The sequence below is a fragment of the [Micrococcus luteus] ATCC 49442 genome (genome assembly GCF_010367585.1).
GTDB lineage: Bacteria > Actinomycetota > Actinomycetes > Actinomycetales > Micrococcaceae > Arthrobacter > Arthrobacter luteus_A.
In genome coordinates, this window is the sequence record NZ_JAAAXP010000001.1 from 2,028,042 (window position 1) to 2,048,992 (window position 20,951).

Genomic DNA, 20,951 nt, shown 5'->3' on the forward strand with positions numbered 1-20,951 from the left:
GGGCGCCGGCATTTCTGCCGGGCGCCCCGCCGTCGTACGTCAGTCAGCAGTAGCTGGGATGGGCAGCTAACCCGCTATCCCGGCGAGCCCGAAGATGGCCGCCGCGATGGCGAAGCCCATCACGCCGATGAGCGTTTCCATGACAGTCCAGGTCTTCAGCGTGGTCTTGACGTCCATGCCGAAGAAGCGGCCTACCAGCCAGAAGCCGGAGTCGTTGACGTGGGAAACCACCACGGAGCCGGCGGCCACGGCGATGACCAGGGCGGCAACCTGCATGCCGGTCAGTCCGGCCAGTGCCACGGCGGGGGCGATGAGGCCCGCGGTGGTGGTCAGGGCCACGGTGGCTGAACCCTGGGCGATGCGCAGGATGGCGGAGATCAGGAAGCCGGCAAGGATCAGGGGGATGCCGAGGTCGCCCAGGACGTCGGCCAGTGCGGCGCCGATGCCGGACGCGCGGAGCACACCGCCGAACATGCCGCCGGCACCGGTGATCAGGATGACCGAGCAGACCGGGCCGAGGGAGGATTCGAGCAGCTTCTCGATGGCGCCGGCGTCCTTGCCGCGGCGGGCACCGAGGACAAACACGGCCACCAGCACGGCGATCAGCAGGGCCACCGGGGTTTCACCGATGGTACGGAGGATCTGGAACCACTGTTCGTTCCTGACGGCTTCGGACAGGGCACCGGAGGAGGCCAGGGTGTTCAGGCCGGTGTTGATGAAGATCAGGACCAGCGGCAGGAGCAGCAGGCCGATGATGGTGCGGAACCGCGGCGGGTGCGACTCGGCCTCGGCGCTGGCGTGGCCAAGGATTTCCGGGACCGGGAGGACCAGTTTCCTGCCGGTCCACAGGCCGAACAGGTATGCCGTGACGTACCAGGTGGGGATGGCCGTGATGAGTCCGGCGATCATGACCAGCCCCACGTTGGCGTCGAAGAACGCGGCGGCCGAAACGGGGCCCGGGTGCGGCGGCAGGAAGATGTGCATCACCGAGAACGCGCCGGCGGCGGGCAGTCCGTAGCGCAGCACTCCCCCGCCCAGGCGGTGGGCCACGGCGAAGACCACGGGCAGCATAACCACCAGGCCGGCGTCAAAGAAGATGGGGAAGCCGAAGATCAGGGACGCCAGGCCCAGGGCGAACGGGGCCCTCTTTTCGCCGAAGATGCCGATGAGATAGTCGGCCAGCACCTTAGCGCCGCCGCTGGTTTCGACGATGCGGCCCAGCATCGCACCCAGGCCCACCAGGAGCGCTACCGTGCCGAGGGTGGTTCCGAAGCCGTTGATCAGCACCGGCACCACCTGGTTGGCGGGAATGCCGGTGGCGAATGCCGTGGCGAGGCTGATCAGGATCAGCGCCACCAAGGCATGCATCCGCAGCTTGATGATCAGGAACAGCAGGGCGACGATCGCGGCCGCAGCGATGAGCAGCAGGGGGCCTGCGCCCATCGTCTGGGTCCATCCTTCGATGGTCATGGTTCTCCTTTGAAACGGAACTTCGGTGGTGGGGAAAGCGGAACGGCCCGGCGGTGCCGGGGGCTAGGTGGCGCTGATCGCGGGGTGCGCGGAAGCCGCGGGGGCGGCGGAGCTCACGGGGGCGGCGGGGCTCACGACAGCCGCCGAAGTCGCAGAAGCCGCCAGGGCGGCGATGACTGCGGCGACGATCTCCTGCGGGGGCAGGGAGATGTCCAGGCGGAGGCTGCCGGCGGCGAGTTCGTCGCCGGTCAGGGGTTCCAGCGTGGCCAGCTGGCTGGGCAGGAGGGTGGGAGGCATGAAGTGGCCTTCGCGGCCCTGCATGCGCTGGCTGATCAGGTCCGCCCCGCCGTCGAGGTGGACAAACAGCACGCGGCCCTCAGCGTCGGCCAGGAGGTGACGGTAGGTCTGCTTTAGCGCCGAGCAGGTGAGGACCGTGCTGTGGCCGGCTGCGGCCTGGGCGGTCATCCAGTCCCGGATCTCCTGCAGCCAGGGCCAGCGGTCCTCGTCCTGCAGGGGAATGCCCTGGGTCATCTTGCTGATGTTGGACTGCGGGTGGAACTCGTCGGCCTCTGCACAGGCCCAGCCAAGCTGCTGGGAAAGGGCGGCGGCGATGGTGGACTTGCCGGAACCGGCAACACCCATCACCACCAGATGCGTGGCGGGATTCTGCATGTTCTACCTCCGAGGAAGACGCCATTGGCTAAGGGAAGAAAATGGGTGGCGCAGCTCACCGGGAATTGCGCCGAAAAATAAGGTATCACCATTCCGGCCCATAGATACTATCTTTGAGTGTCACAAGTCATACCTTTGGTCCCAAATTAGGTATCCTTGGGATTGCGCTCCGGCGCAGGAGAGGCAGGAAAATGTCGACGGCGACAGTACAGGGCGCGGATACCGCGGACGACGGCGGGGCATCCCCCGCGATGCATGAGCGCGTTCTCGAGGCGGTTGGCATCGCCATCGCTTCGGGAGCTCTTCCGCCCGGGAGCCGGCTCACTCTCGAAGGCATTCAGGCGGAGTACGGCATTTCCCGCACCGTTGCCCGCGACACCATGAAGGTCCTTGAATCCATGAACCTGGTGTATTCGCGCCGGCGGGTGGGCATCGTGGTGCAGGAACGCGGCCTGTGGAATGTTTTCGACCCCAAGCTGGTGCGTTGGCGGCTCGCCTCGGACCGGCGCGAGATCCAGTACAGCAGCCTCACGGAACTGCGCATCGCCGTCGAACCCATCGCCGCGGCCGGGGCTGCCCGCCGCGCAAGCGCCGCTGAAAGGGCAAGACTGGTTGAACTCGCCGCCGAGCTCCGGCGGCTGGGCGAGGCCGGTGACCTCAAGGCATTCCTCGCGGTAGACATCGAGTTCCACCGCCTGCTGCTCCAAAGCTGCGGCAATGAGATGTTCAGCGCACTGGAGGGGATGGTGGCCGAAGTCCTGACCAGCCGCACGCAGCAGGGACTGATGCCGTTCAAGCCACGGAGTGAAGCGCTGCAGGCCCACGAGGATGTGGCTTCGGCGGTGGCCCGGGGCGATGCGGTGATGGCGGAGACCGCCGTCCATCACATCCTGAATGAGGTGCGGACAGCGATGGGCCTGCGCTAGCCACTTTTGCCTCTTCCCGCACCCCTGATTCCTGAGTAGCCTGCAATTATGGGCTCAGGTAGAGGGCTCATCAGTGTCGTGCAGACGTATCTGTGAGGTGGAAGATGGCCATCACTGGAGATTCGCGAATAGGGACCCCCGCAAGCGCCGCCCCTGAGGTAGTACCCCGGCGCAAAGGCAGCGCTGTGGTCCAGTGGATCACCACCACAGACCACAAGAAGATCGGCTACATGTACCTGATCTCCTCGTTTGTGTTCTTCCTTCTCGCCGGCGTGATGGCGCTGCTGATCCGGGCTGAGCTTTTCCAGCCCGGCATGCAGATCCTGCAGACCAAGGAGCAGTACAACCAGCTGTTCACCATGCACGGGATCGCGATGCTGCTGATGTTCGCAACCCCTTTGTTTGCCGGGTTCGCGAACTTCGTGATGCCGCTGCAGATCGGCGCACCGGACGTGGCATTCCCGAGGCTCAACGCACTGGCCTTCTGGTTCTTCCTGTTCGGCTCCACCATCGCCATGTCCGGCTTCATCACTCCGCAGGGCGCGGCGTCGTTCGGCTGGTTCGCCTACACGCCGCTCTCCAACACCACGTTCAGCCCCGGCGTCGGCGGGGACCTGTGGGTCTTCGGGCTGATCCTCTCCGGTTTCGGGACCATTCTTGGTGCGGTCAACTTCATCACCACAATCATCTGCATGCGCGCCCCGGGCCTGACCATGTGGCGGATGCCCATCTTCACCTGGAACACGCTGGTCACATCCATCCTGGTGATCATGGCCTTCCCGCCGCTGGCTGCAGCGCTCTTCGCCCTGGGAGCGGACCGCAGGTTCGGCGCACATATTTACAACCCCGAAAACGGCGGCCCCGTTCTGTACCAGCATCTGTTCTGGTTCTTCGGCCACCCCGAGGTCTACATCATCGCGCTGCCCTTCTTCGGCATCGTCTCCGAGATCTTCCCCGTTTTCAGCCGCAAGCCGATCTTCGGCTACAAGGGCCTGGTCTACGCCACCATCGCCATCGCCGCCCTGTCCATGACCGTGTGGGCCCACCACATGTACGTCACAGGTTCGGTGCTGCTGCCGTTCTTCGCCTTTATGACCATGCTGATCGCCGTGCCCACCGGGGTGAAGTTCTTCAACTGGATCGGCACCATGTGGCGCGGGTCCCTCACCTTCGAAACCCCGATGCTATGGAGCATCGGCTTCATCATCACATTCCTCTTCGGCGGCCTGACCGGCATCATCCTCGCCTCCCCGCCGCTGGACTTCCACGTCTCCGATTCCTACTTCGTGGTGGCGCACTTCCACTACGTAGTGTTCGGCACCGTGGTGTTTGCGATGTTCGCCGGCTTCTACTTCTGGTGGCCCAAGTTCACCGGTTCAATGCTGAACGAACGCCTCGGCAAGATCCATTTCTGGATGCTGTTCCTCGGCTTCCACGGAACGTTCCTCATCCAGCACTGGCTCGGCGTTGAGGGCATGCCCCGCCGTTACGCGGACTACCTGGTGGAGGACAACTTCACCTGGATGAACCAGTTCTCCACCGTTTCATCCTTCCTTCTGGGCGCCTCCATGATTCCGTTCTTCTTCAACGTGTATCTCACGTGGCGTCGCGCGGAGAAAGTGGAGGTCGATGATCCCTGGGGCTTCGGCGCCTCACTGGAATGGGCCACGTCCTGCCCGCCGCCACGGCACAACTTCACGTCACTGCCCCGGATCCGTTCAGAACGCCCGGCCCTGGACCTTCACCACCCGGAGCTCCGCGTCCGGGAGCACGAAACCACGCATAGCCCCGCCGCGGCAGCCCTGGGTGCCGCCGATATCGGCGATGACGACGTACGCAGTCCCAACCCGGACGAGTAGCCCGGAAAATGGTTAACAAAAAGCAGGGCCGGTCATTGACCGGCCCTGCTTTTGAAAATGAAACCCTAAGGCCCCAGAATCTCTAAGGAATTAGAGTGCCTGGATGTTGACGGCCTGGGGACCCTTGGGGCCCTGCTCGGTTTCGAAGGAAACCTTCTGGTTCTCTTCGAGTGAGCGGAAGCCGGAAGAGGCGATCGCGGAGTAGTGAGCGAAAACGTCCTGTGAGGAGTCATCGGGGGAAATGAAGCCGAAGCCCTTTTCAGCGTTAAACCATTTGACGGTACCAGTAGCCATTATTTTTGTCCTTCGTGAAGGTGGAGGAAAAGTCCCGACTTTCGGGTCCTCCGGTGTGGGGTGTTCAAAACCGCTACTTCAGAAAGACGCGGACTTTCGACCGCGCGTACTGCCTGAACTACCAACTGCATAAACACAACAACAGGATCAACAGTACAGGAGATTCCGGAGACTATTTACCAACAGCAACCAAGGGCCGGTGGTTGAGCCTGTCCACACCCGGACAAACTGGTGGTTGAGCCTGTCCACGCCCGGGCGTACCGTTCTTGCATGGGACCGATTCGGGCCATCTTCCTGCCGGGGGCCGGCCTCCCCGCCAAGGCCGCGTACGGCGACCTCATCGCAGCCCTCGGGCCGGACGTCCAGGCAGTCGCAAAGGACCTCGAGCTCTACGCCACCGATGAACTGCCCCCTGGCTGGAGCCTGGACACAGAGATCGACGGTGTGCTCCGCGAAGCCGATGCCCGGGGCTGGGAGAGGTTCCATTTGACGGGCTATTCAGGCGGGGGCGCGGCAGCGCTGGCGTTTGCCGCCAAGCGCCCCGACAGACTGCTCAGCCTGGCACTTTTGGAGCCAGCCTGGGCCGGCAACTGGGACTGGAGCCCCGCATACGCCGAGGTTCAAAAGAAATACGGCGAACTTGAAACGCTCCCGCCGGAGCAGTTCCTGCCCGCCTTCGCGAGGCTGGGAGTAAAGCCCGACGTCGTCATTCCACCTCCGCCGGATCCGTTGCCTTCATGGATGGCCAACCGGCCTGCGGGCATCAAGGCGTTCCTGCGGACCTTCAAAACGTATGACCTGGAGAGGGCTCTGCTGGCTGCTTTCAGCCAACCTGTCTTCTTCGCACTCGGCGGCCTGAGCAATCCCGACGACTACGGCGACATCGCCACACGGCTGTCACGGGTCTTCTTCCCGGACTTCCACCTCGAACTGTTCCCCAAGCTCCATCATTTCGACCCGCCCCACAGGGTTGAACCGGAACGGCTGGCTGAAATGCTGAAGCGGCACTGGGAGCAGGCCGAAAGACAAGTGGTTCAGCCCGCCGAAACCCTGCCCGGCAGCTGATCTCCAGTGGAGGCGCCGATACCGCGATCCTTGCTACGATTGCTACGGAGGCAAACCCATGACAACCATTCCACACCGCGAACTTCGCAACCAGAGCAGCAAAATCCTCGAGCGCGTGAAGAACGGCGAGACCATCGATGTAACAAACAACGGTGAGGTAGCCGCGACACTGATCCCGCCGTCGGCATCACCCCTTGAGCGCCTGCTGCTTTCGGGACAGGTCCGTCCCGCCGCCGAGGGGGAGGTGGATTTCCTGGCCCTGCCGCGAGTCAGCTCAAACGCTGGTACGGCTGAAATCCTGGCGGACCTCCGTGGGGACCGTTGATCATTTACCTGGACACGTCGGCTGTCCTCAAACTGTTGGTGGAAGAAGCGGAATCAGGCGCGGCCGCCCAATACCTTTCAACGGCCGCGGCAAGTGGCCACCGGTTGGTTGCTTCGATGCTGCTGTATACCGAACTGCATTGCGCGGCCCATCGCCGCGGATTTCCCGGAGTGCCTGTCAATGCAGTTCTGGGAGCCATCAACCTGGTCGATGTTGCACGCTCGGACCTCATGTACGCAGCGGCTCTTCCCGGCAAACTCCGAAGCGCAGACGCCATCCATCTGGCCGCTGCCATCCGGCTGCAGTCTGACGTCATGGTGGCGTACGACTCCGAGCTCCTGGCTGCGGCTGTCGAAGCAGGCTTGAACGTCCTCTCCCCCGGCGCGTAAGGCTGCCGGGTACACCCAAGGAATACTGCCGAAAACGCTGGCGATCTACGGTGCCGGTTATGGGTTCACCTCGCTGCGGGATGCATCCTGGCTGTGGGACTGCGAGGTGCTGTACTGGGGTGACCTGGACACGCATGGCTTCCGGATCCTGGACCAACTCCGGGCCGTGCATCCGCAGGTGGTGAGTGTGCTGATGGATGAGTCCACGCTGCTGGCACACCGCGCCCCTGGGTCACGGAGCCGGTGCCTTCGAAGGTTTCGCTCAGCCGGTTGACTGCCGAGGAGTCAGGGCTCTACCACAGGCTCCGCGCAGGTGCATTCGGGTCGGATGTGAGGCTGGAGCAGGAACTGATCCGCTGGGATTGGGCGCTGGAGCGGATCGTTCCCCGGGACGCGGCATCGGCGTGACGACTCAAGGATGCGGGTGTCCTCATGCCGATGCAGTGTCCCCCATGCCGGCTCAGGGTCCGTGCTCCTGGATATTCGGACACTTCGCTACTTGAGGCTGAGCACCTCGTCGATCGGCCGGCCATCGACGAACACTTGGGCGCTCGTGGCGTCCGACGCGGCCATGGCGGTGTACTCCAACTGTGCCTTCGCGCGCGGGATGTCGCATACTCCGCCCAGCGTGAACTGCCCCGTGAGCCAGATGGTAATGGTGCTGCCGTTCAGCTCGCCGCCGAGGTACGTCAGGTTCGACTGGTACAGGACATTCACAAGCCCTGATAGACCGACGTCGCGGCTCTTGTTCGCCAACAAGGTCCCGATGCTGGGGCCCACCTGGTCCGTGAAGCGCACCGGCGCGGTGGTTGTGGCGACCAGGCTGTCGCCGCAACCGATCCTGGGCCCGGATATGCCGTTGTCGCCGACCGCCACGTAGTAGAGCGTCAGCGGGGCGACCTGTTCCGGGAACCCCGTGAAAGTGGGGTCCGCCGAGGGCGCCGGGCTCGCTGGTTCGGAGGTGGATGGTGGCGCAGACGACGACGGCGCTGTCGCTGTGGGAGAAGCTGTCACCGGTTCGGTGGGTGAGGCGGTCGGGGTCGCCGTCGCGCTTGTCGTGGCGGGTTGGGTTTGTGCGGCGGTGGGGGCGGCGGAAGTCGTCGTTGGCGTCGGGGCAGGCGGTCCGAAACAGCCTGCGAGCGCGAACATGGCGCCTACCCCGAGAACGCTGAATGCCGAAAGCCTGGGCCTGGTCATGATGCCCCCTTGGATGCTGGCCCGCTGTATCGGACCCATCTTCAAGCTTCGCTGAAGCTGCCCTTCTGGAACAGGGCCTTAAGTCCGGCGGCGGTAACTCACTGTGGCGACGATTGCCTGCCCACGGTGAAAGAGCGTTCGGGGAAAACCCACATTAACTGCGAGAGGGTGCGTCAAAACCCACATTAAGTGAGAGAGCGTCCGGGGGTGGGGGGCGGGGGTGGGGTTGGGGTGGGTGGGGGTTGGTGTGGTGTGGGCCGGGGGTTAGAGGGAGGCGCCTCCGCAGATGACGTAGTTCTGGCCCGTGATGGACTTGCCGTGCGGGCCCAGGAGGAAGGCGGCGAGGGCGGCCACGTCGGCCGGGTCCACAAGGGCACCGAGGGCCGGCATCCGCACCGGGGTGGCTGCGCGGCCGGGGTCGTTCAGCATGGGGGTGTCGGTGGGACCCGGGGAGAGCACGTTGACCGTAATCCCCCGCGGCGCCAGCTCCTGAGCCCACGTCCGGCCAAGCCCCATCAGCGCAGCCTTGGTGGCCGCGTACTGGCTCTTGCCCGGCGACCCCGTGGAGGTGCGGCTGCCGATGAGCAGGATCCGGCCGCCGTCGGGCATGGCCGGCAGCAGGGCGTTCGCGAGCACCGAAGCCGCCGCTACATGCACGGCGAACATCCCCTGCAAAGCAACGGGGTCCAACTCGCCCAAGGGAGCCGTCCGCTGGAATCCGGCGGCATGGACCAAAGCGTCCGCGGGCCCAATGGCCTCGACCACGCCAGCCAGCGATTCCGGCTCTGAGAGGTCTGCCTTCTGCCACCGGAAGCCCTCCCCCAGGGAACCATCCCCCAGGGCGGACTCGGTGCGGCTCAGGCCGGTGACCTTCCAGCCGTCGGCCAGCAGGCGTTCAGCGATCGCCTGCCCGATCCCCGAGCTGGTGCCGGTGACCACCGCGTGCTTGGTCATGCGTCCCCGCCGGGCGTGGTGGTTCCGTTGTACGCCCACTGCGGGTCCACCCGGACAAACTTGATGGCCTGCCGGAAGTACGTGTACGCGATGTTCAGTGCGCCGTCCGGGCCCTGGTGGATGGACGGGTAGGAGTACTCGCGGTTCAGCCCGTCGCGGGAGTTGTTGGACAGGCAGTAGCCGTCACCCACGTCCAGGTTGCGGCGGATGGGCCAGGTGCGGCCGGAGTCCTCCGAGATCGCCAGGGTCATCGGCGAGCGCGGCGTCCCCCAGAAGGCGCGCTTGACGCCGTCGTCCTCGGCGAAAGCCGCAGCGTCCGGTTCGGCCACCTGCCCCTGCTCCTCAGCCAGGCCGTCGTCGTCGATCTCGTCGTACAGCGACAGCCGGCGCTCAGTGGAAGCCTCGGCGCGGCTGTGGTTGTAGACCAGGGCCAGGCGGCCGTCGGCGAGCGCAACAAACTGGATGGACGAGTTGTTGTTGGGGAGCTCGGTGGGGACCGGTTCGCTCCAGGTGGTGCCGTCGTCGGTGGAGCGGGATTCGTAGATCGAGTCGGCCCAGCGGCTGCGGAACAGTGCCAGCAGGGAGCCGTCGGCCACGGGCTGGATGTTCATGTGGACGCAGCCCAGGCTGCCCGGCAGGACGGTTTCGGTCCAGGTGGCGCCGGCGTCGTCGGAGATCATCACGGCGCTGTCGTCGCTGTTGCCCACCCACTTCTCCCCCGGCGTGGTGATGCACCGGAAGATGGGGACGATCAGGCGTCCGGACGGCAGCACCACCGGGAGCTGGCGGACGAACACCCCGCCCGCCTCGTTGGCGGCGAACAGCGTTTCCACCGGACCCCAGGTGCGGCCGCTGTCCGTGGAAATACGACGGCGGACCTCGGCGGTGTCCTGGTTGCCCGCCTTCTGCGCGGTGTACAGCAGCCAGAGGGAAGTATCAGGCGCGGTGAACAGGATGGGGTTCTGCTCGGAGCGGGTGGAGTCATCGGAGAGCTGCTCCGGTGCGGACCACTGGCTGCTGCCGGGCTCGAGGGTGGAGAACCAGATGGAAATGTCCGGCACGCCTTCCTGGGTGCCGCCGAACCACACGCAGCCCAGCCGGCCGTCCGGGAGGGTGAGGAGGTTGGCCGCGTGGCTCTGAACGGTGGGGGCCGGCAGGTAGGCGAAGTCCGCGCCGTCGGCCCGCTTCACAGTCCCGTCCGGAGTAATGGTGCTGTACTCGTTGGTGGTGGTGTTCGTCATGGGATTAGCTCTCTTTGGTTCCGGCGTCGGAGCGGGCAGCGGCGAGGTGGGCCTTGGCGATCTGTTCCAGGTGCGTCAGGTCCGAGGCGATGGTGGTGAAGGTGTAGCCCTGGCTCAAACGGAGGGCGGCCACCTCACCCGCCGGGGTGTGGATGCCGGCGGCGATGCCCGCGGAGGCTGCAGCCTCGGCGATGGTCTCCAGGGCGGCGTTGAATTCGGTTTCGATGGCAGGATCCCCCGGGAATGCCCCGCCCACGGCGATGGCGAGGTCCGACGGGCCCACATAGATGCCGTCCAGGCCCGGGGTGGCGCAGATTTCCTTGACATTGGCCAGGCCGTCCGGCGTCTCGATCATGGCGAACACCAAGGTGGTGGCGTTGGCGTCGGCCGGGACCGGACCGATCCGCAGGGCGGAGCGCATCGGTCCGTACGAGCGGCCGCCCATGGGCGGGTATTTGGCGGCGGCGACCGCGGCGGCCGCATCGGCAGCGGTGTTGACCAGCGGCACGATGATGCCCACGGCGCCAGCGTCGAGCGCCTTGCCGATGGCCGTCAGGTTGTTGTCCTCCACGCGGACCATGCCGACGGCGGTGTGCCCGGCGTCGATGGCCATCAGACCGTTGAGCACGCCCGAGTAGCCAAGCAGTCCGTGCTGGGCGTCGAGTGCCACGTAGTCGTAGCCGAGCCGGCCGATGCGTTCGGTGGCCACGGGTGCGTCCAGCACTGCCCAGTAGCCCACCGCCTGCTCACGGGCGCGGATCTTGCGGGCGAATTCGAGGGCCAGTTCGGAGGTCATGGGAATCCTTCAGTCAGTTTCGGTTCAGGAAAGAAGTTTGGTTCAGTCGGTGAGGAAAGAGAGTCAGCGGTTGTAGGCGGGCATCGGGCCGCGGAGCGCGGTTCCGACGGCGTCGCAGGCTTCCACAACGTCGGCCGGCAGGGGCCCGTTGGCCACGGCGGCGATGTTGGCCTGGAGCTGCTCCACCTTGGAGCCGCCCAGCAGCATGGAGCCCACGCCGTCGCGGTAGGCCAGCCACCGCAGGGACAGTTCGGCGAGGGTCACGCCGGCATCTGAAGCGATCCGGGAAAGCTCCCCGATGGCGTCGAACAGCTGCTTGTCCCAGTAGCGCTGGGTGTACATGGCGGCCAGCTTGGAATCGCCGTAGCGGCCCTCGGTGGGCTTGGCGTCGAAGCTGTGCTTGCCGGTGAGCAGCCCGCCGCCGAGCGGGTTGTAGACCATGGTGTGGACGTTGTGGGTGGCGGCGAATTCGAGGTACTCCTCCTCCAGCCGGCGCGCCACCAGGTTGTAGAGCTGCTGTGCGACGACGGGCTGCGGCGCCCCCACTTCGCGGGCCACGTGGATGACGTCGGCGATCTGCCAGGCGGCGAAGTTGGAGACGCCCAGCGCGCCGATTTTTCCCTCCGAAACCAACGAGGCAACGGTGGTTAGCGTTTCACGCAGGGGCGTGACGCGGTCGGGCTGGTGCAGGTAGAACAGGTCGATGCTGTCCACCCCCAGCCGCCGCAGGCTCCCCTCCACGCTGGCACGCAGCCCCGCCGGCGACAACGGCGAGTTGGAACCGTGGTCCGCGTGCGGCATGCCTGCCTTGGAGGCGAGGATGACGTCCCCGCGACGTTCCTTCAGGAGGCGGGACAGCATCTCCTCCGTGGCTCCCCCCACGTAGGCGTTGGCGGTGTCGATGGTGGTGATGCCGGCGTCGAGCGCTTCCTCCACCATCCGCCCCGCGGTGGCCTCGTCGACGGTGTCCCCGAACGTCATGGTTCCCAGGACCAGCCGGGAGATGGGGAGTTTCAGGCCGTCCACCTGGGTGCCTTCGGTCTGCTTGCTCATGCGTAGATTCCTCGTGGTTGCGATCGTGGGTAAGTGGTATTCAGCTGGCCTGGCCGGAGAGCGCCAGGGAGCGGACCAGGTGCCGCGGCTTGAGGCCAACCATGGTGGCGGGGTCCAGCGCCGCGCGGCGGAGTTTGCGGGTGTAGTCCTCCTTGGGGGCGGTCAGGACGGACGCGGTGGTGCCGTGTTCCACCAGCTTGCCGCGCTGCATGACCATGACGCTATCGCTGATTTCCTGCACCACGCCAAGGTTGTGCGAGATGAACACGTACGTGATGCCCGTTTCGTCCTGGATGGACTTCAGCAGCCGCAGTACCTGGGCCTGGACGGAGACGTCCAGGGCGCTGGTGGCTTCGTCGCAGACCAGCAGTTCGGGCTTGGAGGCGAGCGCCCGGGCAATCCCGATCCGCTGGCGCTGTCCGCCGGAGAACTCGGCCGGGTGCTTGTCCAGGGACCGGACCGGGAGTCCCACCTGGTCGATCAGCTTCGCGGCGGCTTTATGCCGTTCGGCCTTGGACCGGACGCCCTGGAGCTTCAGCGGTTCGGCCACGATTTCCTGGGCGGTCATGTGCGGGTCCAGCGAGCCGTACGGATCCTGGAAGACCATTTGGAACTTGGAGCGCAGCGGCCGCAGCCGGGATTCGCTGAGCGCCGCCAGGTCCGTCCCGTCCAGGTCGATGCGCCCGCTGGTGGGGGTGACCAGCCGCATGAGGGCCTTGGCGATGGTGGATTTGCCGCAGCCGGATTCACCCACGACGGCGATCGTTTTGCCTTTGTCCACGGTGAAGGACACGTCATCCACGGCCCGGAACGTGCCGCCCTTGACGTGGTAGTCAACCACCAGGTTCTCGACGGCGAGGAACGGCTTAGTCATGGCTTGCTCCGGTCTGGGTCAGGGTGGGGTTAGTGGTGGCCGGGTCAGTAGAACGCCCGACGGCGGCGGCGTGCGCGCCGCGGGTAGCACGCGGTTCGGCGGGAGTTTCGTCCCACGGCCCCAGTACGGGCACGGCGGCCAGGAGGGCCCGGGTGTATTCGGTGGCGGGGTGGTCCACGATCTGCTGGACCTCGCCGGACTCCACAAACGAGCCGTCCTTCATCACGTGGATGCGGTCCGAGATAAGCCGGGCCACGCCGAGGTCGTGCGTGATCATCAGGATGCCGATGCCGCGCTGTTCCTGGAGCTCCAGGAGCAGGTCCAGGATGCCGCCCTGCACCGTGACGTCCAGGGCGGACGTCGGCTCATCCGCCACCAGCAGCTGGGGTTCGCTCGCCAATGCGATGGCGATCAGCACACGCTGCAGCATGCCGCCGGAGAGCTGGTGCGGGTACTTTTTCAACTGCACCTCCGGGGTGGGGATGTGCACCTGTTCCAGCAGCCGGATGGCGCGGGCCCGGACGGCCTCCTTGTCCTTGGCCGAGGCGGCACCGGCGATCCGGATGGCCTCGAAGAGCTGGTTCCCGATCGAGTGGACCGGGCTGAGCGCCGTCATGGGGTCCTGCGGGATCAGGGCCAGGGTCTTGCCGCGGACCTTGTTGATGGCTTTGGGGTGGGCGGTGACGTCGACGCCGTCGATCAGCACTGTTCCGGACAGCACCGCCAGATCTTCCGGCAGCAGGCGCAGGATGCCCATCGCCGTCGTCGATTTACCGGAACCGGACTCACCGATGATGGTGACCGTCTCACCCCGGCGGATGCTGAAGCTGACGGAATCCACGGCGCGGATGATGCCCGCGGCGGTGATCAGCTCCACCTGGAAGTCGCGGACCTCCAGCAGCGGCCGCTCGTGTGAAATGTGTGCGGTCATGTCAGGCACCCTTCTTCTTGCGGCGGGGACGGTCGCGCAGGCCGTCACCCAGGAGGTTAACGCCCACCACCATGAGGACGATGACCAGGCCGGGCAGGGTGACCATCCACCAGGAGGTGGTGATGTAGTCCTGGCCGTCGGAGATGATGCGGCCCCAGGTGGCGAACGGACGCTGCGGGCCGGCACCAAGGAAGGACAAAGCGGACTCGAGGAGCACGGCCTGGGCCAGCAGGAGCAGGACTACCAGGGTTGCCTGCTTGATGACGTTGGGGATGATGTGCCGGATCAGGATCTGGATGCGGTGCAGGCCCAGGATCCGCGCGGCGGAGACGTAGGGCTTTTCGCGTTCCACCAGCACCATGGAGCGGGTCAGGCGGGCCACTTCGGGCCATTGGGCGATGGCGATCACGAAGGTGATCACCGGGATGGAGGGGCCGAAGAGGGCCACCACCAGCAGCAGCATCATGAGCAGCGGCAGCGACATCTGGGCTTCGAGGAGGCGGGAGACGATGGTGTCCACCCAGCCGCCGAAGTAGCCGGCGGCCGCGCCGAGGATGATGCCGATGGCGCCGGAGACCAGCACCGCCAGGACGCCGATGGTCAGCGAGACCTGGCCGCCGTGCAGGACACGGGACAGGAGGTCGCGGCCCAGCTGGTCGGTGCCGAACAGGTGGCCGTCGGTGAACGGCGGCAGGCGCCGGGCGGCGAGGTCCTGGAAGTTGGCGTCCGGCAGCGGCAGCACCTGGGCCAGGATGATGGGGATGATCACCAGCAGGGTGCAGACGGTGCCCACGATGAGCTTCCACTGGGCGGCTTTACGACGGCGGGTGGCGCCTGCTGCGGCGATGTCCGCCTTGGTGACGGCGCTGGGGCTGGGCTGCCGGGCCGGTTGCGCGGCTCCCGCACCGCCGGGAGTGGGTGTTGCGGTGTCGAGGCTCATGCTGCTGCCGCCTTTCCAAGACGAACGCGGGGATCAAGGAGCGGGTAGGCGAGGTCGATGACCAGCTGGACCGCCACTGCGAGGAGGGCTGTGACGAGGACCGTTGCCTGGATGAGGGGGTAGTCGCGGGTTTCGAGGGCCCGCACAATCAGGGAGCCGACGCCGGGCCAGGCGAACACGACTTCCACCACCACCACGCCGTTGAGCATGGCGGCGAAGCGGGTGCCGAGGGCCGTGAACACCGGGATGGCGGAGTTGCCCATGGCGTAGCGCCAGGTCAGCATCGAGTTCCTGACGCCGCGGGAGCGGGCCACCGTCAGGTAGGGGGCGGCGAAGTTGGCCGTCATTTCCCGCCGGACCATCCGGGAGATCAGGGCGATCTGCAGGATGGCGATGGTGATGGTGGGCAGGACCAGCCCGCCCCAGGTGGCGAAGCCGGACGCCGGGAAGATCGGAATCAGCACGGCGAAACCGGTGAGGAGCATAATGCCGGTCCAGAAATCGGGCATGGACTGTCCGGCGATGGTGAGCACGTTGACGCCGAATTCGCGGCCGGTGTCCGGGCGGCGGGACATCCACACGCCCAGCGGGATGGCCACCACGGCGGTCAGCAGGATGGCCGCCGTCGCCAGGGTCAGGGTGTACGGCATGCGTTCGAAGACCACCTGCATGGCGGGGGCCTGGAATGAGTAGGACTGCCCCAGGTTGCCGGTGAACAGCTGCTGCAGGAAGATCCAGTACTGCTCCAGCACGGGCCGGTCCAGGCCGAACTGCTCCCGCACCGCGGCGAGCTGTTCGTTGCTGGCCAGCGGGCCAGCGTAGGAAACGGCGGGATCACCCGGCGCCATGCGGATGAGGATGAACACGGTGGACACCGTGAGAAACACGGTCAGCAGGCCCTGTCCCAGGCGCTTCAGGATGTAGTTCGTCATGGCTTAGGCCTCCAGCCGGACATCAACGAGCGGGTAGGAGTTGGTGGGTGCCAGGTTGATCCCGGACACCCTCTCCCGGTGGGCGAGGACGGACTTGGGGACGAATGCCCAGGCGCAGGGCCAGGTGTCCCATACGGCCTGCTGTGCGTCGTTCAGCAGTTCGGTCCTGCGGGCCGGGTCCGCTTCGGCAGAGGCGGCCTGTATCTTGGCGGTGACCTCGGGGATCACGTAGCCCTGGTAGGTGTCGCGGGTAGCTTCCTTTTCCGGTGTGCCGGAGTACATGCCCTGCAGCATGGTGATGGCCAGGCCGGTGGGGCTGGGGTAGCCGTTGCCCAGGAGGTCCCAGTCGCCCTGCTTGCCCTGGCGCCAGGCCAGGATGTTGCCGCCGGGCTCGAACTGCTGCAGCTCGGCCTTCACACCGATCTTGCCGAACATCTCCACCAGGGCCTCCATCACGGACGTGTCGGACGCGAACTCGCCGGTTTCCCAGATGATCTTCAGAGTGAGGTCCCTGACGCCCAGCTCTTCCAGGGTGGCCTTGGCCTTTTCGGGATCGTAAACGTACTCGCCGGTCTTGTGGTACCCGGTGAGGCTGGAGGGTGTGACGCCTTCGGCCTGGGTGACGGAGTCCACCAGCACGTCCCGGACCAGCGCCTCGCCGTCGATCGCCATGCTGAGCGCCTGGCGGACGCGGGGATCGGCCAGCGGGTGGCCGGCGGGCTTGCGGAAGTTGAAGAAGATCTGGTTCAGGCGGAGGCTGGACGCTTCCTGGAGTTCGACGCCGGGAAGCCCGGCGAGCTGTTCACGTGAGTCGGGGGTGATGGAGTCGATGATGTCCACCTCGCCGCTGCGGAGGGCGATGACGCGGCTGGATTCCTCGGGGAGGAACCGGACTTCCACGTTTTCCACCTCGGGCTTGGGGCCCCAGTAGTTCTCGTTGCGGGCCAGGCTGTAGGTGCCGGCGCCGCGGTTGAACTTGGTGACCACGTACGGGCCGGTGCCCACGCCTTCCTGCAGTTCCTCCGGCTTGTTCTGCGCCGCGGGGGTAATCAGGATCATGCTCATGAGTGAGTCCAGGATGGGCACGGGCTTCTTGGACACCATCTTGAAGGTGCGGTCATCCACGGGCACCACCTGGGGGAATTCGGGGAAGAAGCCGGCCACGAAGGAGCCCTGCACCTGCTGGTACATCTTCAGGGCGGTAGCGATGTCTTCGATCTGCACCGGCGAACCGTCCGAGTAGCGGATGCCTTCGCGGAGCGTGACGGTCCATTCGGTGGGTCCGGTCATCTCGAAGCGTTCCGCGAGGACCAGGATGGGTTTGGTCTCGGGGCCGATGGCGGTGAGGCCCTGGCGGACGGACCGCTGGACGGTGACGGCGGCGTCGAACTGGTTGAGCTTGTTGTCCAGGCTGACCAGTGAACGGTTCAGGGCCAGGGTCAGGGTGCTGGCACCCGGGAGGCCTGTGGGACCGGCGCAGCCGGCCAGGCTTCCGGTGCCAAGCAAGAACCCCGCCGCGGCGCCGAACTGCAGCAGGCGGCGCCGGGAAATGTCACTTCCTTGAGGAAGAACGGTCATCGTTGACCTCTCGGTAGAACGGTGATGACGGCCCGCCGGTTGGCTGGCGCCGTGTTATGTCCATCACTTTGCCACCTCTGCGCGAATTGCGCAACCCATCTAGCGTGATTCACGCAGACATGTCATGATGATGGAAAGCATCCCGCTTCCGGCGGGGTCACACCCGCAACATTCAACGGAGAGGAGCACAGTGGCTCACGTGTTTGTGCAGGCCGACGATTTCTCCGGCGCCGCCGAGGTTGGCTACTGCTTTGTGGAGCACGGGCTCTCCGCCTCTGTCATGGTGGGAACGGATTCACCGGGAACGCACGACGGCGTTGCCTCCTCACCGGGGCACGTTACGGACGCTGCGGCCGACGTTGTGGTCATTGATACGCACTCCCGCGGCCTACCCGAAGCAGCCGCCGAGGCACAGGTGACGGAGGCATTTTCCGGTCCTGCCGCCGGCCGTGCGCAGGTCCTCTTCAAGAAGATCGACTCGCTCTGGCGCGGGAACATCCGCAGCGAGGTTGCGGCCCTGACCGGCCTGGGCTTCCACGCCGTTGTTGCCGGGGCACTCCCCCTGCTGCAGCGCACGGTCCGGAACGGCAGGCCGTTCGCGGCCGGGGTTCCCCTGGGCCACACCGAGTTGTGGCAGGCCGAACTGTCCGCCCCGCCGGCCGACATTTTCTCCCTGCTCAACCCGGACAAACCTGCCTCGGTGCAGACCCTGGACCTGGCCGGGGTCCGGTCCGGCTCGCTCACCGCGGAGCTGGCCGGAAAGCTTGCCGGAAAGCCGGAATCCTCCGAACCAACTGTGGTGGTGGCTGACGGCGAGACCGTCCAAGACCTGGAACATGTGGTGGACGCCCTGCTGGAAATTGGCTTCAGCGCCGGCGGCAGGCGCGTGGTGCTGGTGGGGACCGGCGGGACAGCCGACGTCCTGGCACGACGGATTGCGGCGCAGCATCCCGCCGCACCTGCGCGAAGTGCGCAATCTGCGGTAGAGACTCACGCACCCAGTCCCGAACGGCAGCAGCCCGCAAAGCCCGTGCTCGCCGTCGTCGGCTCCGCCTCAGGTACCGCGCAGAAGCAGCTGGCCCAGCTGGAAGCCCAGGGCTTCACGGTGGTCAGGCTGCACCCGCTCTACACCGGAGCCACTGATGCCTACGCTTCCCAACTGGCCCAGGTTTCAGCGGAATTGCGGGCTGGCCACCACGTAGCCATCACACTTGCAGCCGCAAAAGTGGACCCGTCCGCCGCGGCCGGCATCGTCCGGGCGCTGGCGTCCTTCGCCGCGGACGCGGCAAGGGACACCAAGGCGGACCTGATCCTCACCGGCGGCGAGACCGCCCGCGAAGTCCTGGACGCCGTGGGCCTTCACCGGCTGGTGCCGCTCGCGGCCGTGCAGCACGGGGCGGTCCTCAGCCGCGCCGAGGACGGAACGCTGGTGGGCACCAAGCCCGGCAGCTTCGGCGATGACCTCGCCCTCATACAGCTTTACGACCAAATCCGGGAGCGCCGCGGCCTGTCCGTGGACGCTCCCGCCACCACCCTTCCCAGCAAGACTTCCGAACAATCTGGAGCAGCAATGACTACCGAAGCAGCAAGCACCACCGATCAGAAGAACCTCCCCATCGTGGCCGTCACCATGGGCGACGGCGCCGGAGTGGGACCCGAGGTGGTGGTGGCCGCCGTGCTGGATCCGCAGAGCAACGCCGAGTGCCGGCCCGTGGTGATCGGGGACGCGCTGCGCCTCCGCCAGGCCGCCGACATCCTAGGTCTGGAGGCGGACATCCAGAAGATCGAGAACGTGGAGGACGCCGTCTTCACGCCGGGCCGGGTGAATGTGATCGACCTGGCGCTGCTGCCGGAGGACCTCGCCTGGGGCAAGCTCTCCCCCGTGGCCGGCCACGCCGCCTACGAATACATCCGGGTAGCGAGCGAACTGGCCATGGCCGGACAGGTGCAGGCCATCTGCACCGCGCCGCTGAACAAGGAGGCGCTGCACTCGGCCGGGCACATCTTCCCCGGCCACACCGAGTTGCTGGCGCACCTAACCGGCACGGAGGAAGTGTCCATGATGCTCTCCACGCCCAAGATCCGGGTGATCCACGTGACCACGCACATCGGGCTGATGGACGCCATCCGCAAGATCAATCCGGACCTGGTGGAACGCACCATCCGCCGCGGCCACGAGGCGCTGCTCCGGGCCGGCATCGCCAACCCGAAGATCGGCGTCTGCGCCATCAACCCGCACGCCGGCGAGAACGGCCTGTTCGGGCAGGGCGAAGAAGCCGAGAAGATCGAACCCGGCGTGAAGGCTGCCCAGGCGGACGGGATCGACGTCACCGGGCCGCTGCCTGCGGACACCCTGTTCTTCCTGGCCGGCCGGGGCGACTACGACCTGGTGGTGGCCATGTACCACGACCAGGGGCACGGCCCGGTGAAGGTCCTCGGCATCGAGGCCGGCGTGAACATCACCGTGGGCCTGCCGGTGATCCGCACCTCCGTGGACCACGGCACCGCCTTCGACATCGCCGGCAAGGCGATCGCCGATTCGCGGTCCATGGTGGAGGCCCTGCACCAGGCGGCGGAGATGGCCACCCGGCCCGCCGTGGCCGTATAGCGGCACGGTCTTCGGGCGGGCGGAACTAGCATGGTAACCACTGCCACGGGAAGGAGACCGGGAATGCTGAGCGCAAACGCGCGCCGCGAGGAGATCTACCACCTCGCCGTCACCACCGGCCTGGCCTCCGTGGAGGAGCTCTCCGCCCGGTTCGAAGTCACAGCCTCCACCATCCGCCGGGACCTGGCGCTGCTGAACGGTCAGGGCCGGCTGGCCCGGACCTACGGCGGCGCGATGGCCATGGGCGCGCACCCGGAAGCGTCGCTGCGGCAGCGCACCGGCGAGGCGTTCGAGCAGAAACACGCGATCGCCCGCTGGGCCGCGTCCGTGATCCTGCCCGGGGAAAACATCCTGCTCGACGCCGGCTCCACCGTAGGTGCCCTGGCCCACGAGCTGCGCGGCTTCGAGAAGCTGTCCGTGACCACGCCGGGCATCAACACCATGCAGGAACTGGCCGAGTCCGAGGGCATCGAGGTGGACTGCCTGGGCGGCCGGCTGCGGAGCGTTTCACAGAGTTTCGTGGGTCCGCTGGCCGAGGCGGCGCTCGAACGGATGAGCTTTGACCGCGTGTTCCTCGGCGCCGACGCCGTCACCGCCGAGGACGGCATCTGCGAGGCCGACCACGCCCAGACCCGCCTCAAGGAGCTCATGGCCCGGCGCGGGAATGCTGTGTATGTTTTGACGGACTCGTCCAAGCTGGGCCTGCGGCCCTTCCACGCCTGGGCACGTTTGGCCCTCCCGTGGACCCTCGTAACGGACGACGCCGCCGATCCTAAGCAGGTGCAGAAGTTCCGCGACGCGGGGGTTGAGGTTGAGATGGCCGCCGTCGGCAGTTGAGCCCGGACCG

Annotated in this window: 21 protein-coding genes and 1 pseudogene; 9 read left to right on the forward strand and 13 right to left on the reverse strand. The window is 66.3% G+C overall.

From position 1 onward, the window contains the following. Nucleotides 1-66: 66 nt before the first annotated feature. Nucleotides 67-1,470, reverse strand: a complete 1,404-nt coding sequence (locus GUV69_RS09060) for a GntP family permease (protein ID WP_164201640.1) — start codon at nucleotides 1,468-1,470, stop codon at nucleotides 67-69. 63 nt (nucleotides 1,471-1,533) lie between these two features. Continuing rightward, nucleotides 1,534-2,142, reverse strand: a complete 609-nt coding sequence (locus GUV69_RS09065; protein WP_164201642.1) for a gluconokinase — start codon at nucleotides 2,140-2,142, stop codon at nucleotides 1,534-1,536. Between the two features lie 191 nt (nucleotides 2,143-2,333). Between GUV69_RS09065 and GUV69_RS09070 the strand changes: the two genes are divergently transcribed. Next, nucleotides 2,334-3,068, forward strand: coding sequence for a FadR/GntR family transcriptional regulator (locus tag GUV69_RS09070; RefSeq protein WP_164201644.1), 735 nt, complete (start codon nucleotides 2,334-2,336; stop codon nucleotides 3,066-3,068). Nucleotides 3,069-3,172: 104 nt separating this feature from the next. Further along, entirely contained in the window at nucleotides 3,173-4,927 is a 1,755-nt protein-coding gene (gene ctaD, locus GUV69_RS09075; protein WP_164201645.1) for an aa3-type cytochrome oxidase subunit I, read from the forward strand. A gap of 90 nt (nucleotides 4,928-5,017) precedes the next feature. Here the strand turns inward: ctaD and GUV69_RS09080 are convergent, their stop codons facing one another. Next, entirely contained in the window at nucleotides 5,018-5,221 is a 204-nt protein-coding gene (locus GUV69_RS09080) for a cold-shock protein (RefSeq protein WP_024365339.1), read from the reverse strand. A 270-nt stretch (nucleotides 5,222-5,491) separates the two neighbouring features. Here GUV69_RS09080 and GUV69_RS09085 point away from each other — a divergent pair, with 270 nt between their 5' ends. From GUV69_RS09085 to GUV69_RS23420, 5 genes and pseudogenes are all read left to right on the forward strand, one after another. Then, complete coding sequence (locus tag GUV69_RS09085) at nucleotides 5,492-6,286, forward strand: alpha/beta fold hydrolase (protein ID WP_164201648.1); 795 nt, start codon at nucleotides 5,492-5,494, stop codon at nucleotides 6,284-6,286. A gap of 58 nt (nucleotides 6,287-6,344) precedes the next feature. Continuing rightward, a complete protein-coding gene (locus GUV69_RS09090) occupies nucleotides 6,345-6,611 on the forward strand; it encodes a type II toxin-antitoxin system Phd/YefM family antitoxin (protein ID WP_164201650.1) in 267 nt (88 codons plus the stop codon). Continuing rightward, the gene (locus GUV69_RS09095; RefSeq protein WP_164201652.1) at nucleotides 6,608-7,000 is read left to right on the forward strand and encodes a type II toxin-antitoxin system VapC family toxin; all 393 of its coding nucleotides are present in this window, start codon (nucleotides 6,608-6,610) and stop codon (nucleotides 6,998-7,000) included. Before GUV69_RS09090 ends, GUV69_RS09095 begins: the two co-directional genes overlap by 4 nt. Before the next feature lie 25 nt (nucleotides 7,001-7,025). Then, complete coding sequence (locus GUV69_RS23625) at nucleotides 7,026-7,274, forward strand: Wadjet anti-phage system protein JetD domain-containing protein (protein WP_431197125.1); 249 nt, start codon at nucleotides 7,026-7,028, stop codon at nucleotides 7,272-7,274. Continuing rightward, nucleotides 7,241-7,408: pseudogene (locus tag GUV69_RS23420) on the forward strand (Wadjet anti-phage system protein JetD domain-containing protein); the annotation flags it as partial. The gene GUV69_RS23625 and the pseudogene GUV69_RS23420, both read left to right, overlap by 34 nt. Before the next feature lie 87 nt (nucleotides 7,409-7,495). On the opposite strand, the gene GUV69_RS23215 reads toward GUV69_RS23420, so the two are convergent. The 10 genes from GUV69_RS23215 to GUV69_RS09155 all read right to left on the reverse strand — a co-directional run bounded on the left by GUV69_RS23215 (nucleotide 7,496) and on the right by GUV69_RS09155 (nucleotide 17,496). Then, entirely contained in the window at nucleotides 7,496-8,197 is a 702-nt protein-coding gene (locus tag GUV69_RS23215) for a hypothetical protein (protein WP_244292663.1), read from the reverse strand. A gap of 264 nt (nucleotides 8,198-8,461) precedes the next feature. After that, nucleotides 8,462-9,151: an SDR family NAD(P)-dependent oxidoreductase gene (locus tag GUV69_RS09115; RefSeq protein ID WP_164201656.1), complete on the reverse strand. Its 690-nt coding sequence runs from the start codon at nucleotides 9,149-9,151 to the stop codon at nucleotides 8,462-8,464. Next, nucleotides 9,148-10,392, reverse strand: a complete 1,245-nt coding sequence (locus GUV69_RS09120) for a sialidase family protein (RefSeq protein ID WP_164201658.1) — start codon at nucleotides 10,390-10,392, stop codon at nucleotides 9,148-9,150. The genes GUV69_RS09115 and GUV69_RS09120 overlap by 4 nt, the downstream gene beginning before the upstream one ends. Before the next feature lie 4 nt (nucleotides 10,393-10,396). Further along, complete coding sequence (locus GUV69_RS09125) at nucleotides 10,397-11,188, reverse strand: HpcH/HpaI aldolase family protein (RefSeq protein WP_164201660.1); 792 nt, start codon at nucleotides 11,186-11,188, stop codon at nucleotides 10,397-10,399. A 63-nt stretch (nucleotides 11,189-11,251) separates the two neighbouring features. After that, on the reverse strand, nucleotides 11,252-12,241 hold the full coding sequence (locus tag GUV69_RS09130) for an aldo/keto reductase (RefSeq protein WP_164201662.1): 990 nt from the start codon (nucleotides 12,239-12,241) through the stop codon (nucleotides 11,252-11,254). A gap of 40 nt (nucleotides 12,242-12,281) precedes the next feature. Further along, nucleotides 12,282-13,115: an ATP-binding cassette domain-containing protein gene (locus GUV69_RS09135; RefSeq protein WP_164201664.1), complete on the reverse strand. Its 834-nt coding sequence runs from the start codon at nucleotides 13,113-13,115 to the stop codon at nucleotides 12,282-12,284. Continuing rightward, nucleotides 13,108-14,046, reverse strand: coding sequence for an ABC transporter ATP-binding protein (locus GUV69_RS09140; RefSeq protein ID WP_164201666.1), 939 nt, complete (start codon nucleotides 14,044-14,046; stop codon nucleotides 13,108-13,110). The genes GUV69_RS09135 and GUV69_RS09140 overlap by 8 nt, the downstream gene beginning before the upstream one ends. Before the next feature lies 1 nt (nucleotide 14,047). Further along, nucleotides 14,048-14,986: an ABC transporter permease gene (locus GUV69_RS09145; RefSeq protein ID WP_164201668.1), complete on the reverse strand. Its 939-nt coding sequence runs from the start codon at nucleotides 14,984-14,986 to the stop codon at nucleotides 14,048-14,050. Further along, nucleotides 14,983-15,918 (reverse strand): ABC transporter permease, encoded by a 936-nt coding sequence (locus GUV69_RS09150; RefSeq protein ID WP_164201670.1) that lies wholly within the window; start codon nucleotides 15,916-15,918, stop codon nucleotides 14,983-14,985. Before GUV69_RS09150 ends, GUV69_RS09145 begins: the two co-directional genes overlap by 4 nt. Nucleotides 15,919-15,921: 3 nt before the next feature. Further along, entirely contained in the window at nucleotides 15,922-17,496 is a 1,575-nt protein-coding gene (locus tag GUV69_RS09155; RefSeq protein ID WP_164201672.1) for an ABC transporter substrate-binding protein, read from the reverse strand. A gap of 190 nt (nucleotides 17,497-17,686) precedes the next feature. On the opposite strand from GUV69_RS09155, the gene pdxA reads away from it, so the two are divergent. Continuing rightward, complete coding sequence (gene pdxA / locus GUV69_RS09160) at nucleotides 17,687-20,104, forward strand: 4-hydroxythreonine-4-phosphate dehydrogenase PdxA (protein ID WP_164201674.1); 2,418 nt, start codon at nucleotides 17,687-17,689, stop codon at nucleotides 20,102-20,104. 63 nt (nucleotides 20,105-20,167) lie between these two features. After that, nucleotides 20,168-20,941 (forward strand): DeoR/GlpR family DNA-binding transcription regulator, encoded by a 774-nt coding sequence (locus GUV69_RS09165; protein ID WP_164201676.1) that lies wholly within the window; start codon nucleotides 20,168-20,170, stop codon nucleotides 20,939-20,941. Nucleotides 20,942-20,951 lie beyond the last annotated feature (10 nt).

What these genes read in the sequence shown, in the direction of transcription:
- GUV69_RS09145 (WP_164201668.1), bottom strand. Translation starts at nt 14,986, where the DNA reads ATGAGCCTCGACACCGCAACACCCACTCCCGGCGGTGCGGGAGCCGCG.
- GUV69_RS09140 (WP_164201666.1), bottom strand. Translation starts at nt 14,046, where the DNA reads ATGACCGCACACATTTCACACGAGCGGCCGCTGCTGGAGGTCCGCGAC.
- GUV69_RS09080 (WP_024365339.1), bottom strand. Translation starts at nt 5,221, where the DNA reads ATGGCTACTGGTACCGTCAAATGGTTTAACGCTGAAAAGGGCTTCGGC.
- GUV69_RS09090 (WP_164201650.1), top strand. Translation starts at nt 6,345, where the DNA reads ATGACAACCATTCCACACCGCGAACTTCGCAACCAGAGCAGCAAAATC.
- GUV69_RS09130 (WP_164201662.1), bottom strand. Translation starts at nt 12,241, where the DNA reads ATGAGCAAGCAGACCGAAGGCACCCAGGTGGACGGCCTGAAACTCCCC.
- GUV69_RS09165 (WP_164201676.1), top strand. Translation starts at nt 20,168, where the DNA reads ATGCTGAGCGCAAACGCGCGCCGCGAGGAGATCTACCACCTCGCCGTC.
- GUV69_RS09135 (WP_164201664.1), bottom strand. Translation starts at nt 13,115, where the DNA reads ATGACTAAGCCGTTCCTCGCCGTCGAGAACCTGGTGGTTGACTACCAC.
- ctaD (WP_164201645.1), top strand. Translation starts at nt 3,173, where the DNA reads ATGGCCATCACTGGAGATTCGCGAATAGGGACCCCCGCAAGCGCCGCC.
- GUV69_RS09070 (WP_164201644.1), top strand. Translation starts at nt 2,334, where the DNA reads ATGTCGACGGCGACAGTACAGGGCGCGGATACCGCGGACGACGGCGGG.
- GUV69_RS09115 (WP_164201656.1), bottom strand. Translation starts at nt 9,151, where the DNA reads ATGACCAAGCACGCGGTGGTCACCGGCACCAGCTCGGGGATCGGGCAG.
- GUV69_RS09150 (WP_164201670.1), bottom strand. Translation starts at nt 15,918, where the DNA reads ATGACGAACTACATCCTGAAGCGCCTGGGACAGGGCCTGCTGACCGTG.
- GUV69_RS09085 (WP_164201648.1), top strand. Translation starts at nt 5,492, where the DNA reads ATGGGACCGATTCGGGCCATCTTCCTGCCGGGGGCCGGCCTCCCCGCC.
- GUV69_RS09155 (WP_164201672.1), bottom strand. Translation starts at nt 17,496, where the DNA reads ATGACCGTTCTTCCTCAAGGAAGTGACATTTCCCGGCGCCGCCTGCTG.
- GUV69_RS09125 (WP_164201660.1), bottom strand. Translation starts at nt 11,188, where the DNA reads ATGACCTCCGAACTGGCCCTCGAATTCGCCCGCAAGATCCGCGCCCGT.
- GUV69_RS23215 (WP_244292663.1), bottom strand. Translation starts at nt 8,197, where the DNA reads ATGACCAGGCCCAGGCTTTCGGCATTCAGCGTTCTCGGGGTAGGCGCC.
- GUV69_RS09065 (WP_164201642.1), bottom strand. Translation starts at nt 2,142, where the DNA reads ATGCAGAATCCCGCCACGCATCTGGTGGTGATGGGTGTTGCCGGTTCC.
- GUV69_RS09060 (WP_164201640.1), bottom strand. Translation starts at nt 1,470, where the DNA reads ATGACCATCGAAGGATGGACCCAGACGATGGGCGCAGGCCCCCTGCTG.
- GUV69_RS09120 (WP_164201658.1), bottom strand. Translation starts at nt 10,392, where the DNA reads ATGACGAACACCACCACCAACGAGTACAGCACCATTACTCCGGACGGG.